This is a genomic window from Sphingobacterium sp. CZ-2 (genome assembly GCF_004526235.1).
Taxonomy (GTDB): Bacteria; Bacteroidota; Bacteroidia; order Sphingobacteriales; family Sphingobacteriaceae; genus Sphingobacterium; species Sphingobacterium tenebrionis.
Genome location: NZ_CP038159.1, coordinates 2968936 through 2984857 on the forward strand (window position 1 = coordinate 2968936; position 15922 = coordinate 2984857).

Genomic DNA, 15922 nt, shown 5'->3' on the forward strand with positions numbered 1-15922 from the left:
GTGCCATGAATTATTTAAATGAGGTTGAACAAAAAGTTGCTGAATCCTTATTGCAAATTAAAGCAATAAAATTACAACCTAAAAGTCCTTTTACATGGGCCTCGGGTTGGAAGTCACCAATCTACTGTGATAATCGAGTAACTTTATCTCATCCCGCTATCCGTACATACATCCGTCAGAAGCTTTCCCAATTGATCCAAGAGGAATTTGGATCGGTGGATATGATCTCGGGTGTGGCAACGGCAGGTATCCCTCAAGGTGTACTTGTAGCACAGGATCTAGGTTTACCTTTTTCCTATGTACGCAGCAGTGCGAAAGATCATGGTCGTCAGAATCTTATTGAAGGAGAGGTGATTTCTGGTCAACGTGTAGTTGTGGTGGAAGATTTGGTTTCTACAGGAAAAAGCAGCTTAGTCGCTGTTAAAGCCTTACGCGAAGCAGGATGCAATGTGGTGGGGTTGGTTTCAATCTTTACTTACGGTTTGGATGAAGCCCGCAAAAACTTTGAAGATGCGAAATGTACTTTCCACAGTTTATGTAATTATGAGGCCTTGATTCGGGTAGCTGCCTCAAACAGTTATATCAAAGAATCGGATATCGAACTGTTGGAAAAATGGAGACAAGATCCAGCTTCTTGGAACCCTGAATTATAATAATTGAATTATTCGCTATGACTATCATTCAAAATTCTACCATTATCCATAAACCTTTAGAAGAGGTTTATCAATTTCTTGCAGATCTGAACAACCATGAGCAATTGATGCCAGATAATATCTATAACTGGACCTCAACTGCTGATGAAGCGAAGTTCACCATCAAAAACATGGCAAAACTAGCGTTGAGAATCAGCGAACGTATAGAGAACAAAGAATTAGTTAGTGTACCATCGGAAGAAGCACCATTTGCAATTACCTTGCGTTGGAAAGTGGAACCAGAAACAGAAACAACTACAAAAGCTACGTTTGTTATTGAAGCTGAGCTGAATATGATGATGAAGATGATGGCTTCCGGCCCACTTCAGAAGTTGGTGGATCACCAAGTTACACGACTTAAGGAAGTTTTAGGTTAATAATCTTCTAGCTTATTGATAAGCTTTATAAAATATAGAAAAAGCAGCTTTTAAAAGCTGCTTTTTTATTCGACATTAAAATTTCTCCTATTTTTTAGCTTATTATTTAAAAGGAATAGGAGATATGGGTTAAGATCCTGTTCCCAGCATGTATCCTATGGTTTCCAAGGTCCTGATGTATCGGTTTTTGGAAATTAATCCCTAGGGAGAGCCTGTTCCAGTTGCTTTCCACTCCAATACTTCCATTCAGCAAATCTCCTCCGGTTTCATGGACCAAAAAATCATTATTCCGATCTTTCCATTGGTTTTCATAGGCTAATCCTAGATTTGGAGCTATTCGTTTGTCCTTTCCCAAAGCGATCTTATAATAGGCTGAGGCATTGGCTGCTATTTTATTGCCGTAACGATAGTGATCTTTGTTCTCGGTATTGATCTTATAGCTGACGTTACTGTTGATTCCAAAATCCTGAATCCGGATATCATACATCAAACTTGGGATGAAGTCTAAAGATCCTGTTCCTAATTGAAAAATATTGGGATTTACGGATTGTGCGTTTTTTTGTTCCTGAACATCGTATTTACCCGAAGGTAGCTTCAAGCCCATACCTAACCAAAGGCCTTGTACGATAAGTTTATTCTGCTTAGAACTACTAGATCGACCAAACACTTGGTAATAACCATGGATGACCAGGTCGCTTAGACCATTTTTTCTCATTAACGAATTATTACCTTCAGTAAATTTTTCATTGAAGTTATAGGGGATGATGCTGAGGACTCGCCATTTCTCCTTGATGTTCCATGCGCCCCATAATTCCATGGATTGATATTTTTCATCAGTAGTTAATGCTGATCGATTACCCTGTACGTCCAACTGTGTCGTCAATTGGTTGAATTGATAGCGTAATCCGATAAAACGCTTGTTGAAATCGGGCAAAAGTCCGATATAATTACCTCCAACACCACATCCACAGATGTCGCAAGCAAAGGTGGGTACAAAATGGAGAAATAAAAAAACGGATAAGATTATTTTTTTCATTAGAATTCGTGATATAAGCTGTTGTTAACAAAATTGTCATCGTTCAATGTGTTGAGAAAGGCCATTAATTGTTGGACTTCCAGATCCGATAACTCGATTTTCATTTTTTCTTTTAATAAGGGATCCAGATTTTTGGTCGCCTTTATTTCCCTGCGGTAATGATTGATGACTGCTTCTAACGTTCTGAATTGCCCGTCATGCATGTAAGGAGCAGTGTATCGCAGATTTCGTAGGCTCGGCACCTTAAATTTCAAACGGTCTTCCTCTAATTGGGAGATTTCGAATCTACCCTGATCCTTGATGCTGTTTTCGCCAATACCATTATCCCGGTATTGTTGGTCTGTAAACAAAGGTTCCTGATGGCAGGCATTGCAATTGGCTTGAAAAATTACATAGCCAGCATTTTCCTCTGCCGAAAAGGTTGCTTCCATTCGCATTACTCTATCGTATTTCGACTGATCGGAAACCAGCATGACCATAAATTGCGACATGGCCTTGAACATGTTGATGCTATTGATCTCAGAGGTTCCGAAAACTTCCTTGAATAACGTTGGATATGTCTTCGATTGTTGGAGTTTTTGCAATACATGGTTCAGTTTTTCATCCATTTCCAAGGGGTTCTCGATTGGGGCAATGGGGAATAGATCGAGGTGGAATACCCCGCCATCCCAAAAAAAAGATCTGTTCCAAGCCAGGTTGAAGAGTGGCATGCTGTTGCGTGTTCCCTGCCTGTCCTCAATTCCATGACTTACATCATGACCATGGTGTGTAAAGGCATGTTGCGCAATATGGCAACTTCCGCAGGAAATGCTATTGTCTCTTGAAAGGATTGGGTCGTAGAACAATTTTTTTCCCAATGCAAAGCCTTTCTCCGAAATAGGATTGCCAGCGAAATTATAGGTGGGTTCAGGGAAATTCAGAGGCTTTTTAAAGCCCCTGAACTTGTTTTCAATGATTTCCTCTGATTTCTGGCAGGCAAATACCAAACTTAAAATCGTCACCATTACCCAAAAGATCTGCCTATTCATTTGGGAGTTTTTGTTGGTTGTGAGTATGGTCGTGCGTGAACATATCCTTATAATTATCGGCGATAAGATCATTAGGACCACTCACCATGACCATTGGATTTTTTGCGATGCTCATTTTATTTGTGCCATCCAAAGCTTTACCAATATCGACCAAAAGATGTATATCCGAACTGTAACCTGCCTTAACCTGTGCGGAACCAGCTTTGCCTAGATCCAGGTCGATGGTTTTGATGTTGTTCTTAGTGGGTTTATCATAGCCACCGAATAAACCGATGTGATAGGCAAACCGCTTCCTATCATTTGGAACAGCGTCAGAAATGCCCTCCATTTTGAAAAAGATATAACCTGAATTCCAACCCCAGTACATGCCTGAAGTCGCAATGTCTAAAACGCCTGTTCTATTTTCGGCTGGAGATTTACTGGTTTCTTCATCGATGCCTAGTATAAACTGCAAATGGGTGTAATTTCCTTCCGGAACCTCAAACATGGGGAATAGGGAGGACGGTTTTTCCGCGTCGATCAGAAAAAAGGATTCCTTTTTTGGTAGTATGAACACCTTGCCCTGATCATTGGTCAGTTTAATGTTGCTGATATAATATTTAAGGATGTCGATCTTGTAACGTTCATTAAAACTGTTGCTGTATTCGCCAGTTTTCAATTGCAGTGTTTTTCCGGAAACAATATGGTCAAACTTTAGTTTAACGGATCCTTTTTTGTTCTGATCGTATGTGATGTCATTTTTTTGACAAGAGAATAAGGTGCTACCTATTAATAGGCAACATAGGAATAATCTGATATTCATGGTTTTTTCGTTTAAATAAAATAATCAATAGGATTCCTGACCACATCATGGATATAGTTTTAGGAATTTGGTTGAAAAGAATATTAAACGAGAGGGGGACGGAAAAGACCTCCAACCAATAGTTTTGGATGCAGGTTGGAAGCGAAGAGGTTGTAGGGTTGTTCATCGATCTCCGCGGAAATCGGGCGTTGTAAAGAAAACACCAATTCAAACATAGAAATGCTCTCTTGTAGGTTTACTTTGAAGTTTTCCTGTTCATGTTCCTGTTGGGCTTTTAGTTTTTTAGCCAGGTAACATTGGCCATGACAATTGTTGTTTTCCATATTCCGCTGAATACAGAGGTACTTCTCAATATAATTTTGGTTGTAATAAAAAGAGGTACAAATCAACAAAGTACTGTTGCTCTGCAGCAACATAACAGGAATAAGCAGATATATTAACCATTTCTTCATTGATGCGACAAAGGTAAATCATGAATTGGGAAATCAAAAATTTTACAATGAATTAATTTTTTAGTCGTGCTACTAGGCTGTTCTGATGGATAGTTTTTGTATTTTTGGGAACTTTGAAAAACCGTAATTAAAAAAACAGCATGGAATTGAATTTAAAGCGACCTTTAGCATTCTTCGATTTGGAGACTACCGGTGTGAATGTAGCTACCGATAGAATTGTTGAAGTGTCGATATTAAAGGTTTCTCCTGGAGGAAAAGAAGAAACATTGACGCTTAAGGTAAATCCTGAAAGGCCAATTCCAGCAGAGTCATCCATGTTTCATGGTATCTATGACGAAGATGTAAAAGATTTGCCTCCTTTCAAGGCTCGTGCAAAAGAAATTGCAGAATTTATTGGCGACGCTGATTTAGCTGGTTATAATTCCAATAAATTTGATGTGCCTATGCTGATGGAGGAATTCCTTCGTGCTGGTGTGAACTTTTCGTTGGAAGGCCGTGCATTTGTGGATGTACAGAATATTTTCCATCAAATGGAACAGCGGACATTGAAGGCGGCGTATAAATTTTACTGTGATCAAGACCTGACGAATGCCCATACTGCAGAGGCGGATGTGCGAGCTACCTATGAAGTGTTAAAAGCCCAGTTAAGTAAATACGATGGAGTAGATTATGAAGACAAGCACGGTCAGGTAAGTAAACCGGTGGTGAATGATGTGGAAGCTTTGCATAGTTTTACCAACTTGAGCAAGCCAGTGGATTTTGCTGGCCGTTTGGTATTTGATGAAGATGGCGATCCAACGATCAACTTTGGAAAACATAAGGGCAGAAAGGTGGTGGATATTTTCGAGGTGGAGCCAAGTTATTATGCATGGATGCAGAATGGCGATTTCCCTTTGTACACCAAAAAGGTGTTGGAGAATATATGGAACGACTACAAGAACAAAAGAAAAGAAAATAAGCAAGGGACAAGTGAGCCTGTAAGACCGTCTAATGTGGTAAAACCGGCATATAAAAAACAAGAACCGGCAAAACCGATCACGGATGATATGTTGAAAGGTTTACAAGATAAGTTTAAGAAATAGAACCAATATAATATTATGATGAAAACTGAGGAAGAAATAGAAAGAGTAAGTTGTTTGATTATCGGGTCTGGACCTGCGGGTTACACTGCAGCTATCTATGCAGCTAGAGCCGATTTAAAACCTGTTGTTTATACAGGTATGGTACCAGGTGGTCAATTGACCCAGACTACAGAAGTAGATAATTTTCCGGGATATCCGCAAGGGATTACTGGCCCGGTAATGATGGAAGATCTTCGTGCGCAAGCGGAACGTTTTGGAACTTCCGTTCGTTTCGGCTATGCGACAAAAGTTGATTTTTCAAGAGATGGTGGTATACATAAAGTAGAGATTGATGGGGTTAAGCATATTGAGGCTGAGACTGTTATTATCGCTACTGGTGCAACGGCTAAATGGTTAGGATTGGATTCGGAGCAAAAGTACAATGGTTTTGGAGTATCTGCCTGTGCGGTTTGTGATGGATTTTTCTTCAAAGGTCAGGATGTAGCTATCGTAGGCGCTGGAGATACAGCGGCGGAAGAGGCAACTTACTTGGCGAAATTGGCTAGAAAAGTATATATGTTGGTTCGTCGTGATGAATTCAGGGCTTCTAAGGCCATGGTTCACCGCGTGATGAACACCGAAAATATTGAGGTATTGTATAATACCGAGACTGAGGAGATTTTAGGAGATGATCAGGTTGTAACTGGACTTCGCGTGAAGAATAACCAGACAGAGGCGGTAAGTCATATTGATATTACTGGATTTTTTGTGGCGATTGGGCATAAACCGAATACGGAATTGTTCCAAGGTGTTTTGGATATGGATGAGACTGGTTATTTGATTACCAAAGCAGATAGTACAGCGACGAATATTCCGGGTGTTTTTGCATGTGGAGATGTGCAGGATCATGTTTTCCGCCAAGCGATTACTGCAGCTGGAACAGGTTGTATGTCTGCGCTAGAGGCGGAAAGATATTTGATGGCTAAACAGGATATTGTTTAGGTAGGAGGTTTTCGTCATTGCGAGGTTGCCTTCATTGGGATCCGCACGCGTCATTGCGAGGAACTTTACCCGTCATTGCGAGGAGGTACGACGAAGCAATCTTCCCGCATGTCATGCTGAGCATCGTCGAAGCATCTGTTCGTATGTAACCGTACAGATCCTTCGACTGCGCTCAGGATGACAAAAAAACTGCGCTCAGGATGACAAAGTCTAAAGATTGCTTCGTTCCTCGCAATGACGCTTACCCTTGCAATGACGCTTACCCCAAATTTTTTCTCTTTAAATCACCTCAAACTTTTTCAGCGCGTTCCAGATTCCATCATCATCCACATCATCCGTCACATAATCTGAAATTTCCTTCACTTCAGGGTTTGCATTTCCCATCGCTACACCCACTTTCACATGCTTCAGCATGCTAATATCATTACCACCATCACCAAAGGCCATTGTTTCCTCCAATTCCACCCCAAAATGCTTACAAAAAATATCGATCCCTACTTTTTTGCTCAATCCTTTCGGATTCACATCCGCAAACAGTGGCGTCCAACGAGAAGATAACGAGTTCGGCATCACCTTTTCCATAAATTCCTGTTCCTCCTCAGGACCCAGAAAAATATTGGTCTGCAATATACTTCCATTATCTACGGTCTCCATATCCACCAATTTCGGAACTGGTAAATTCAAATGAGCATACATCCCCGCAATTTCCGGCGTAACATCATGTATGGTTATCTCTCTTTCCGACATGAAAGAAAAACTCAAAGCCTTTTCCTTTGCATAGGCCAATACCGATTCAATATCTCTCGCATCAATGGGCTCCCTGTACAATACCTCCAAATCCTTCGTTAAACAATACCCTCCATTGAAGGTGATATAACCATCAAAATCAAGATGTTTTACATGTTCAATACTATTGATGGACCTTCCAGTTGCCAGAATGGCCTTGATCCCTTTATCTTGCAACTCTTTAATGGCTTCAATGGTAGACTTAGGTACTTCATGGGTTTTGAAGCTAATCAATGTGCCGTCTATATCAAAAAAGACCGCTTTTATCTGTGGATTCTGCATATCCCAAAGATAGCTAATCCCACAACCTTTGCCTACTTATAATCATTCATTTTATTGTTAAAAATGCTATAACTATCTTTGGGACTTAATACAATTATATGAGCCCATTCGACCATTTTATCTCCTCATTTGATGAAGGGATAAAAAAACAGGATTTACAGAAACTAACCTTATCAAACTATAAAGGTCCGGAAAGCGAACTGAAGAACGTTTATATTAAATTGGTCCTGATCAAACGGGAACTGATGCTGTCTTTTGTTTACCGTTATAAAACGAAGGATGTCACAAAGAACTTTAATTCTTCCGATGCTTTAGCAACCATTTTAAATCTCACCGAATTTAAAGGCTTCCGGAATATCAGTCTGCAAAGGACAAATGAAATCCTCCATTTCCAAAGGAATAAGAAAGGAGATTGGATGGAGAGGAGAGAAAACGTGAAGGAAGAGACTTTTGTAAATCTATTGCACGATAAGCAGAAGGAAAGAAAAATTACTGATCTTTCCAAGCCATACCTTCAATCGCTCAACTTAACTGATGCTTCAGGTAAAGTCTATAAAAATGCGCAGGACAAATGGAAACAGATCAACCATTATATCGAAGTACTAAGTTCTTCCTTGGTTGAATTACCCAAAGATAAAAAGCTGAACATCGTGGATATGGGTGCAGGTAAAGGCTATTTGACCTTCGCGCTTTATGATTATTTAAAATCCAGTCTGCAGCAGGATGTGCTGGTAAATGGGGTGGAATTCCGTGAAGATCTGGTAGAATTCTGCAATCAGGTCGCTAAGGACAGTGCTTTTGATGACCTTCATTTCGTTCAAGGAACGATTGAGAATTATAAACCCGAAGAGAAGGTTGATGTTTTGATTGCGTTGCATGCCTGTGATACGGCTACAGATGATGCCATTTATAAGGGCCTGCAGGATGAATCGGCTTTGATTGTTGTTGCTCCATGTTGTCATAAACAAGTTCGTAGAGAATTGGAAAAGTTCAAGGCAAAAAATGAACTTGTTTTTATGTTGAAATATGGGATATTTTTGGAGAGACATGCGGAAATGTTGACCGATAGCATTCGAGCCCTGGTATTGGAATATTATGGCTATGAAACCAGGGTCATGCAATTCATTTCCGATCAGCATACGCCTAAAAATGTGATGATCGTAGGCTTGAAAAAAGAGGTAAACCCCAATAAACAAACACAAATACTGGAGAAGTTAAAATCGATTCAGGAATATTTTGGAATTGGCTACCATCATTTGGTTCGATTATGTGGTTTAGATAGGTAATTCGGTCATAATTTCTATCTTTGTAATTCGAAAAAAAGAACATATGAGAATTTCATATAATTGGTTAAAAAACTTTATAGATATAAATAAAACTCCAGAGGAGTTATCCCTTATTCTTACTGATATTGGTCTTGAGGTGGAACTGTTAGAAGTGGAGCAAAGTATTCCAGGTGGTTTGGAAGGATTGGTTGTGGGCGAAGTAATTACTTGTGAACAACATCCCAATGCAGATAAATTGAGGGTTACCACGGTAAATGTCGGTGCAGAAGAGCTGTTGCACATCGTTTGCGGCGCGCCAAATGTGCGTAAAGGTTTGAAGGTAATCGTTGCTACGGTAGGAACCACCTGTCATCCGACCAACGGAGAACCTTTCAAAATCACGAAATCTAAGATCCGTGGCGAAGTTTCGGAAGGCATGTTATGTGGTGAGGATGAGATTGGTTTAGGTACTTCTCATGCGGGTATTGTAGAGCTGGATGAACATGCAGAAGTAGGTAGTTTAGTGAAGACCTATTTCAACATGGAGGACGATTATTGTTATGAGATCGGATTGACACCGAACCGTGCCGATGCGGCTTCTCATCTAGGAGTTGCCAGGGATTTGGCGGCTTACTTCAGATCGTCTACCAAGCCAGTGGATACTTCGGATTTTCAATCTTCAGATGCAACAGGAACCCTAGTGGAAGTCTTGTCTACGGAGGACGCACCAAGATATTCCGGTGTCAATATCAGTAATATCAAAGTAGGAGAGTCTCCAGAATGGTTAAGGACAAAACTACAGGCTATAGGCGTTCGTTCCATCAATAATATTGTAGATGTGACGAATTATATCCTTCATGATTTAGGTCAACCATTACATGCATTCGATGCGGATAAAATCGCTGGAAATAAAGTGGTTGTCCGAAGAGCTGTTGAAGGTGAATTATTCAAAACTTTAGATGGCGTAGAGCGTAAATTAGCTGCAGAAGATCTGGTGATCGCTGATGCGGAAAAACCGATGTGTATTGCAGGGGTGTTTGGTGGTGAGTATTCCGGAGTAACGGAAGGCACGACTTCCATCTTCTTGGAATCAGCCTATTTTAACCCCGTAAGCGTTCGTAAAACTTCTAAACGCCATAGTCTTAAAACAGATTCATCTTTCCGTTTTGAACGTGGTACAAATCCGGATATTACTGTCGAAGCATTAAAAAAAGCGGCCATATTGATCGCTGAGGTAGCAGGCGGAACAGTTTCTTCTTCCGTTGTGGATATTTACCCTGAGCCTATAAAACCATTTGAATTCGCGGTGAATTACCGTCGTGTGCAACGCGTGATTGGTAAGGATATTCCTGCAGAAGAGATCAAATCCATCATTACGAGTTTAGGGATCGAAACAAAGAATGAAACATCGGAAGGTTTTGATGTATTGGTTCCAGCATTTAAAGTTGATGTTACCCGTGAAATCGATGTGGTAGAAGAAGTTTTACGTATCTATGGATATAACAATATTGAATTAAAATCGCAGATCAAAGCTTCGCTGAATACTTCGGAGAAACCGGATAAAGAAGTGCTATTGAATCAGGTTGCTGATTTCCTTATCGGAAATGGATACCGCGAAATCTTGAGCAATTCTTTAACCAAGTCCGATTATTTGGAAGATGATGCAACAGCAGTTCATCTGTTGAATCCCTTGAGTTCGGATTTAGATGTAATGCGTCAGAATCTGTTGTTCTCGGCATTGACAGCGGTAGGGTATAACCAGAATCGGAAAAACGGAGACTTGAAAGTTTTCGAATACGGACGTTCCTATAATCTTTTGGATGGACAATATGTAGAGAAACAATTGTTCGGGTTGGCTATTGCCGGAAGAAAAGACGCGGAACAATGGAACAATGCAGGATCAAACGTTAGTTTCTACGACATCAAAGCAGCTGTAGATGGCATCATCAAGCGCTTAAAGGTGGAAGGGATTCGTGTAGAAGAATATGCCGGAAACTATTTTGATTTTGGTTTGAGTTATAGAAAAGGTGAGAAGGTATTGGTATCCTTCGGATCGGTATCCAAAGCGAACCTGAAAAAGGCGGATGTGAATGGTCCCATCTATTTTGCCCAATTTGATTGGGATCTGCTGTTGAAGGTGATCAAGAAAAATCGGATTACCTATAAGGAGGTATCGAAATTCCCATCTGTGCGTAGAGATTTAGCCCTTTTATTGGATGATCAAGTCACTTTTGACCAATTACGTTTAATTGCGAATAAAACTGAACGTAAATTGTTAAAAGAGGTTCAGATCTTCGATGTGTACAAAGGGGATAAATTACCTGAGGGTAAGAAGTCTTACGCGTTAAGTTTTGTGCTTCAGGATGAGGAGAAAACGTTAACCGATAAACAGATTGATGGCATAATTCAAAAATTAATTATTAACTTTGAGAAAGAGGTTGGCGCATCAGTGCGTTAATTCAACATATAATTGCGAAATACTATGGCGTCTTTATCTTCACAAATGAATATTATCGTTGAGAAAACGAAAAACCTTATTCAATTAAGTGAAGCCCTGCAAGAGGAAAACGATCTATTAAAACTGGAAGTTCAATCATTGCAGGTAGCCTTCGAGACGAGTTCTGAAAAGGTTAAACAGCTGGAGGAAAAGGTTAAAGCTCTGACAGTTGCCAAATCCTTGGAGAATTCGGACGTGGATAAAGCCGCAATAAATGAAAAAATACTTGACACAAAACAAAAAATTAACGATTTTGTGCGAGAAATAGACAAATGTATAAGTCTTTTGAAGTAGGATAAGCAGGGTTAGGAAAGATTTATAACGTTATTAAGCTCAAAAAAACATGGGAGAAATTTCCATAAAAATAAATATCGCTGATCGAGTATACCCTTTACGTGTTGACACGGAAGAGGAAGAGGTTATTCGTCATGCAGCGAAATTAATAAACGAAAAAATAAAGGAACTGCAGGATAATTATGCAGTTCGTGATAAGCAAGATCTTTTGTCCATGTGTGTACTCCAGTATGCTACAGGGATGATCAAAGCTGAAAAGAGCGCTACGAGCCAAGATGTTGGTTTGGAACGCAGCATTCACGAATTGGATAACCTATTGACAGATTTCTTTAAGAAATAACGTTTGCGTTCTTATACATTAGAGCTTCTAACGACGAATTTGCCGCAATTAAATTCGGGTTGTCACTATTTTAAACTTAACGCTTCAATATCACGAGCAATTACAAAGATGTAGGCCATTTTGCGAAAGCCATCTAGGTCATGATCATACGCTCAAATCATGTGTAATCGAAGTTTAATAATACATGGTACCTGATTAATTTAATTGCGGTTTTTTTTTGGAAAATAATTGCTATTACATTAACATATAAATCAATAAAAATGGAGATATCAACTACTATATCAATAATAATTGCACTGGTTGTGGGTGTTTTTATTGGACGATATCTATTACAGATGTTGTTCAAGAAACAGGAACAATCGGCGCAGGAAAAGGCTGCACAGATTATTAAGGATGCAGAACAGCAGGCAGAGCATGTCAAGAAACAGCGTCAATTGGAAGCTAAGGAGAAATTCCTTCAATTGAAAGCTGAGCATGAAAAAGAAGTAAGTCAACGTAATAATACTGTTGCTCAAAAAGAGAATACCATCCGTCAGAAGGAACAATCCCTGAACCAGAAATTGGAGAACCTGAATCGCGAGAAACAGGATCTGGACGGTAAAGCTAAGAAGCTAGATCAATTGGTCGAGCTGAACGAAAAGAAAAAGGAAGAGGTTGAACTATTGAAAGGTCAACACATCAAGCAATTGGAAACCATTGCAGGTCTTTCTGCGGATGAAGCCAAAGAGCAATTGGTTACTTCCCTAAGAGAAGAAGCAAGGTCCCAAGCGATCATTCAGATCAAGGATATTGTGGATGAGGCGAAATTAACAGCGTCTAAAGAAGCTAAAAAAGTGGTTATCCAAACCATCCAACGGACAGCAACCGAAGCAGCAATCGAAAATACAGTATCGATCTTCAATATTGAAAACGATGAGATCAAAGGTCGTATCATTGGCCGTGAGGGAAGAAACATCCGTGCACTAGAAGCAGCAACAGGTGTGGAGATCATCGTTGATGATACGCCTGAGGCGATTATCCTTTCCGGATTTGATCCTGTACGTCGTGAGATTGCAAGATTATCCTTACACCGTTTGGTTACGGATGGTCGTATCCACCCAGCTCGTATCGAAGAGGTGGTTGCAAAAACCAGAACACAAATCGAAGATGAAATTGTGGAGATTGGTGAGCGTACAGTAATCGATTTAGGTATTCATGGTCTGCACCCGGAGTTGATCCGTATGGTAGGAAGAATGCGTTATAGATCTTCTTACGGACAGAACCTATTGCAGCACTCCCGTGAGGTGGCAAACTTTGCGGCAACCATGGCGTCAGAGCTTGGATTGAATGTGAAACATGCAAAACGTGCTGGTCTATTACATGATATTGGTAAAGTGCCCGATGATAATCCAGAATTGCCTCACGCGATTTTAGGTATGCAGTTGGCAGAGAAATATAAGGAGCATCCAGATGTATGTAACGCCATCGGAGCGCACCACGATGAAATCGAAATGACATCGATGATCTCTCCAATCGTACAGGCATGTGATGCTATTTCCGGTGCTCGCCCAGGTGCACGACGTGAAGTAGTGGAAAGCTATATCAAACGATTGAAGGAATTGGAAGATTTAGCTTTATCTTATCCTGGAGTTGAAAAGACCTTTGCTATCCAGGCTGGTCGTGAATTACGTGTTGTAGTGGAAAGTGAGAAAGTATCCGATGCCCAAGCAGAGATTTTGGCGGCTGATCTTTCGAACCGCATCCAAACAGAAATGACCTATCCAGGACAGATTAAAGTAACAGTAATTCGTGAAACACGTTCGGTTTCCTACGCGAAATAATTAATTCAAAAATATCTTAAAAGGGCTTATCAATCGATAAGCCTTTTTTTGTTTAATTTATTTTGATTCAACATTAAAGTTTGATTAGAATATAAGTTCTTTTTTTAAATTATGTATTAATATTTCTAATTTTACAGAAAATATTAGTTTATGCATATATTGTTGGTGGAAGATGACCATCGGATAAGTTCTTTCCTGATTAAGGGCTTGGAAGAATGTAGGTATATGGTTTCTTTATGTAAAAGCGCGGAAGATGTGATCAATGGTAATTACCTGGATCTACCCTTGGACATTATCATTTTAGATGTGATGCTGCCGGGAATGGATGGAATTCAATTTGTTCAGACCTTACGATATAAGGATAATTATACGCCTGTTTTGATGTTGAGTGCGCTCAATACGGTCCAGGACAAAGTGGCCTCACTGGATTATGGTGCTGATGATTACCTGACTAAACCTTTTCACTTTGATGAGCTTTTGTCACGGATTAATGCCTTGAGCAGAAGAAGGCAGACCCAATACCATGAGAAGGTTAAAAATCCTATTCTCGAATTCGGTAGTCTCAGCATCGATACAGAACAATACCAAGTCAACCTGCAAGGCAAACAGATCGATCTTTCACCTAAAGAATATAAACTGTTGATCTATCTGGTTGAGAATAGGAATAAAACAGTTGCCAGGATGCAGATATTGAATGCAGTCTGGGGAATAACGTTTGACAATCATACCAATGTGGTGGACGTATATATTTCCTATCTACGTAATAAGATTGAAATTGGTTCGCAGAAATTCATTTATACCGTAAAAGGCGTTGGGTATATGTTCAAATATGAGCTATGAAACTGAAACATAGATTATCTCTTTATTCCATCAGTATATTTTCAATTGTTTCCTTGTTACTCTCGGTATCGGTCTATTTTGCCTACTATTTTCAGATGGAAAAAATGGAGGAGCATTCGTTGGAAAATAAAACCTTATTGGCCGCTATCTATTATTTAGAGCAGGATGAATTGAGTATACTAGAACATGAAAATATTCAGCGCCAGATGCAAAGGACGATTTCAAGAAAGGATATCGCCGTGTTTGATAGCCTGAACATTAAATCAGCTGGAGATATGGTCTCGCTTACCGATATACAGCCTTGGTTCTTGGATCAGGTTAAATCCAATGGGAAAGGGGATTTCAATACGGAATCTTATTTTTATCATGCAATCTATTACCACGATAACGAAGGTGATTTTGTGGTATTGGCCAGAAAAGCCAAAACGGAATTCAATGAACAGATGCATTCTTTACTACGGATCCTTTTAATCGCATTTCTGCTTGGATTGGTCATCATTTTCTTTTTTTCCAGGTATTTAGGGCATATTGCCTACCAGCCTATCATCAATATTATTAATCAGATCAAGGAAAGGGATACCAAGAATTTTGATCAGCCCATTAAATTGGAGAAATCCTATTCAGAAATCAATGATCTAGTGGATACCTATAACCATTTTGTAGATCGCATTGCTCAAACCTTCAATGTACAGAAGAATTTTATAGATTATGTATCGCATGAATTACGTACTCCGATCACGGCTATTTTAGGAACCCTGGAAGTGACCAATCAACGTGATCGTTCAACGGAAGAATATGCCGAAGCCATCCATCAATTGAAAATGTTGACCAATGACCTACAAGAAACCTTGGAACACATGATGCTCTTATCAGGTGCTAAAACGAGCTTTGAATTTAAGCAGGTCCGGATGGATGAAATCGTTTGGCAGGTTATAGAGAATGCCATTCTTTACCATAAAGCAAAGATAACGGTAGAAATGCATGTGCAGGATCCTAACGTATTACAATGGGAAGGCAATGACAAATTACTCGCCCTCGCCATCAACAACCTCCTGGAAAACGCCATCAAGTATTCGGATAATAAACCTATTCAGGTGATGTTTCGGGAGGATGAGGGAAGACTACAGATCTGGATCATCGATCAGGGCATAGGGATACCTCAGGCTGATCTTGAACAGGTAAAGCAGAACTTTTTTCGGGCATCCAACACCAAAACCTATAACGGTAAGGGCATTGGACTTTCCATGGCTAATATTATATTTTCTTTACATCACATACAGATGCAGATTTGGAGTAACCGAATTGGTACACAGGTATTTCTAAAATTCTAATGGATTTCTAATTTAAA

General features: G+C 39.8%; 16 protein-coding genes. 11 read left to right on the plus strand and 5 right to left on the minus strand.

What is annotated here, in order from left to right:
* Positions 1–5 precede the first annotated feature (5 nt).
* A complete protein-coding gene (pyrE, locus tag E3D81_RS13040) occupies positions 6–653 on the plus strand; it encodes an orotate phosphoribosyltransferase (protein WP_099367996.1) in 648 nt (215 codons plus the stop codon).
* A 17-nt stretch (positions 654–670) separates the two neighbouring features.
* Positions 671–1069 (plus strand): SRPBCC family protein, encoded by a 399-nt coding sequence (locus E3D81_RS13045; RefSeq protein WP_099367995.1) that lies wholly within the window; start codon positions 671–673, stop codon positions 1067–1069.
* Positions 1070–1175: 106 nt separating this feature from the next.
* On the opposite strand, the gene E3D81_RS13050 is transcribed toward E3D81_RS13045, so the two are convergent.
* The 4 genes from E3D81_RS13050 to E3D81_RS13065 all read right to left on the minus strand — a co-directional run bounded on the left by E3D81_RS13050 (position 1176) and on the right by E3D81_RS13065 (position 4387).
* The gene (locus E3D81_RS13050) at positions 1176–2105 is read right to left on the minus strand and encodes a transporter (protein ID WP_134777704.1); all 930 of its coding nucleotides are present in this window, start codon (positions 2103–2105) and stop codon (positions 1176–1178) included.
* Entirely contained in the window at positions 2105–3133 is a 1029-nt protein-coding gene (locus tag E3D81_RS13055; RefSeq protein WP_134777705.1) for a cytochrome-c peroxidase, read from the minus strand. Before E3D81_RS13055 ends, E3D81_RS13050 begins: the two co-directional genes overlap by 1 nt.
* On the minus strand, positions 3126–3935 hold the full coding sequence (locus E3D81_RS13060; protein WP_134777706.1) for an MbnP family protein: 810 nt from the start codon (positions 3933–3935) through the stop codon (positions 3126–3128). The genes E3D81_RS13055 and E3D81_RS13060 overlap by 8 nt, the downstream gene beginning before the upstream one ends.
* An 83-nt stretch (positions 3936–4018) precedes the next feature.
* Positions 4019–4387: a hypothetical protein gene (locus E3D81_RS13065; protein ID WP_134777707.1), complete on the minus strand. Its 369-nt coding sequence runs from the start codon at positions 4385–4387 to the stop codon at positions 4019–4021.
* Positions 4388–4527: 140 nt separating this feature from the next.
* On the opposite strand from E3D81_RS13065, the gene E3D81_RS13070 reads away from it, so the two are divergent.
* Both E3D81_RS13070 and trxB read left to right on the plus strand, forming a co-directional pair.
* A complete protein-coding gene (locus tag E3D81_RS13070; RefSeq protein WP_134777708.1) occupies positions 4528–5469 on the plus strand; it encodes a 3'-5' exonuclease in 942 nt (313 codons plus the stop codon).
* Positions 5470–5487: 18 nt separating this feature from the next.
* Positions 5488–6450, plus strand: coding sequence for a thioredoxin-disulfide reductase (gene trxB / locus E3D81_RS13075; RefSeq protein ID WP_134778447.1), 963 nt, complete (start codon positions 5488–5490; stop codon positions 6448–6450).
* A gap of 279 nt (positions 6451–6729) precedes the next feature.
* Here trxB and E3D81_RS13080 read toward each other — a convergent pair whose 3' ends face one another.
* A complete protein-coding gene (locus E3D81_RS13080) occupies positions 6730–7518 on the minus strand; it encodes a Cof-type HAD-IIB family hydrolase (RefSeq protein WP_134777709.1) in 789 nt (262 codons plus the stop codon).
* A gap of 98 nt (positions 7519–7616) precedes the next feature.
* On the opposite strand from E3D81_RS13080, the gene E3D81_RS13085 reads away from it, so the two are divergent.
* The 7 genes from E3D81_RS13085 to E3D81_RS13115 all read left to right on the plus strand — a co-directional run bounded on the left by E3D81_RS13085 (position 7617) and on the right by E3D81_RS13115 (position 15905).
* Entirely contained in the window at positions 7617–8804 is a 1188-nt protein-coding gene (locus tag E3D81_RS13085; RefSeq protein ID WP_134777710.1) for a class I SAM-dependent methyltransferase, read from the plus strand.
* A gap of 43 nt (positions 8805–8847) precedes the next feature.
* A complete protein-coding gene (gene pheT / locus E3D81_RS13090; protein ID WP_134777711.1) occupies positions 8848–11241 on the plus strand; it encodes a phenylalanine--tRNA ligase subunit beta in 2394 nt (797 codons plus the stop codon).
* A gap of 24 nt (positions 11242–11265) precedes the next feature.
* Positions 11266–11574, plus strand: coding sequence for a hypothetical protein (locus E3D81_RS13095; RefSeq protein WP_099365601.1), 309 nt, complete (start codon positions 11266–11268; stop codon positions 11572–11574).
* Between the two features lie 49 nt (positions 11575–11623).
* Positions 11624–11914, plus strand: a complete 291-nt coding sequence (locus tag E3D81_RS13100; protein WP_099365602.1) for a cell division protein ZapA — start codon at positions 11624–11626, stop codon at positions 11912–11914.
* Positions 11915–12174: 260 nt separating this feature from the next.
* A complete protein-coding gene (rny, locus tag E3D81_RS13105) occupies positions 12175–13734 on the plus strand; it encodes a ribonuclease Y (protein WP_099365603.1) in 1560 nt (519 codons plus the stop codon).
* 150 nt (positions 13735–13884) lie between these two features.
* Positions 13885–14574, plus strand: coding sequence for a response regulator transcription factor (locus tag E3D81_RS13110; RefSeq protein ID WP_134777712.1), 690 nt, complete (start codon positions 13885–13887; stop codon positions 14572–14574).
* Positions 14571–15905 (plus strand): sensor histidine kinase, encoded by a 1335-nt coding sequence (locus tag E3D81_RS13115; protein WP_209023067.1) that lies wholly within the window; start codon positions 14571–14573, stop codon positions 15903–15905. Before E3D81_RS13110 ends, E3D81_RS13115 begins: the two co-directional genes overlap by 4 nt.
* The last annotated feature ends 17 nt before the right edge of the window (positions 15906–15922 follow it).

Bases quoted from the DNA above. Each gene is read 5' to 3' on its own strand.
- pyrE (WP_099367996.1), top strand. From the start codon at position 6: ATGAATTATTTAAATGAGGTTGAACAAAAAGTTGCTGAATCCTTATTG.
- E3D81_RS13045 (WP_099367995.1), top strand. From the start codon at position 671: ATGACTATCATTCAAAATTCTACCATTATCCATAAACCTTTAGAAGAG.
- E3D81_RS13050 (WP_134777704.1), bottom strand. From the start codon at position 2,105: ATGAAAAAAATAATCTTATCCGTTTTTTTATTTCTCCATTTTGTACCC.
- E3D81_RS13055 (WP_134777705.1), bottom strand. From the start codon at position 3,133: ATGAATAGGCAGATCTTTTGGGTAATGGTGACGATTTTAAGTTTGGTA.
- E3D81_RS13060 (WP_134777706.1), bottom strand. From the start codon at position 3,935: ATGAATATCAGATTATTCCTATGTTGCCTATTAATAGGTAGCACCTTA.
- E3D81_RS13065 (WP_134777707.1), bottom strand. From the start codon at position 4,387: ATGAAGAAATGGTTAATATATCTGCTTATTCCTGTTATGTTGCTGCAG.
- E3D81_RS13070 (WP_134777708.1), top strand. From the start codon at position 4,528: ATGGAATTGAATTTAAAGCGACCTTTAGCATTCTTCGATTTGGAGACT.
- trxB (WP_134778447.1), top strand. From the start codon at position 5,488: ATGAAAACTGAGGAAGAAATAGAAAGAGTAAGTTGTTTGATTATCGGG.
- E3D81_RS13080 (WP_134777709.1), bottom strand. From the start codon at position 7,518: ATGCAGAATCCACAGATAAAAGCGGTCTTTTTTGATATAGACGGCACA.
- E3D81_RS13085 (WP_134777710.1), top strand. From the start codon at position 7,617: ATGAGCCCATTCGACCATTTTATCTCCTCATTTGATGAAGGGATAAAA.
- pheT (WP_134777711.1), top strand. From the start codon at position 8,848: ATGAGAATTTCATATAATTGGTTAAAAAACTTTATAGATATAAATAAA.
- E3D81_RS13095 (WP_099365601.1), top strand. From the start codon at position 11,266: ATGGCGTCTTTATCTTCACAAATGAATATTATCGTTGAGAAAACGAAA.
- E3D81_RS13100 (WP_099365602.1), top strand. From the start codon at position 11,624: ATGGGAGAAATTTCCATAAAAATAAATATCGCTGATCGAGTATACCCT.
- rny (WP_099365603.1), top strand. From the start codon at position 12,175: ATGGAGATATCAACTACTATATCAATAATAATTGCACTGGTTGTGGGT.
- E3D81_RS13110 (WP_134777712.1), top strand. From the start codon at position 13,885: ATGCATATATTGTTGGTGGAAGATGACCATCGGATAAGTTCTTTCCTG.
- E3D81_RS13115 (WP_209023067.1), top strand. From the start codon at position 14,571: ATGAAACTGAAACATAGATTATCTCTTTATTCCATCAGTATATTTTCA.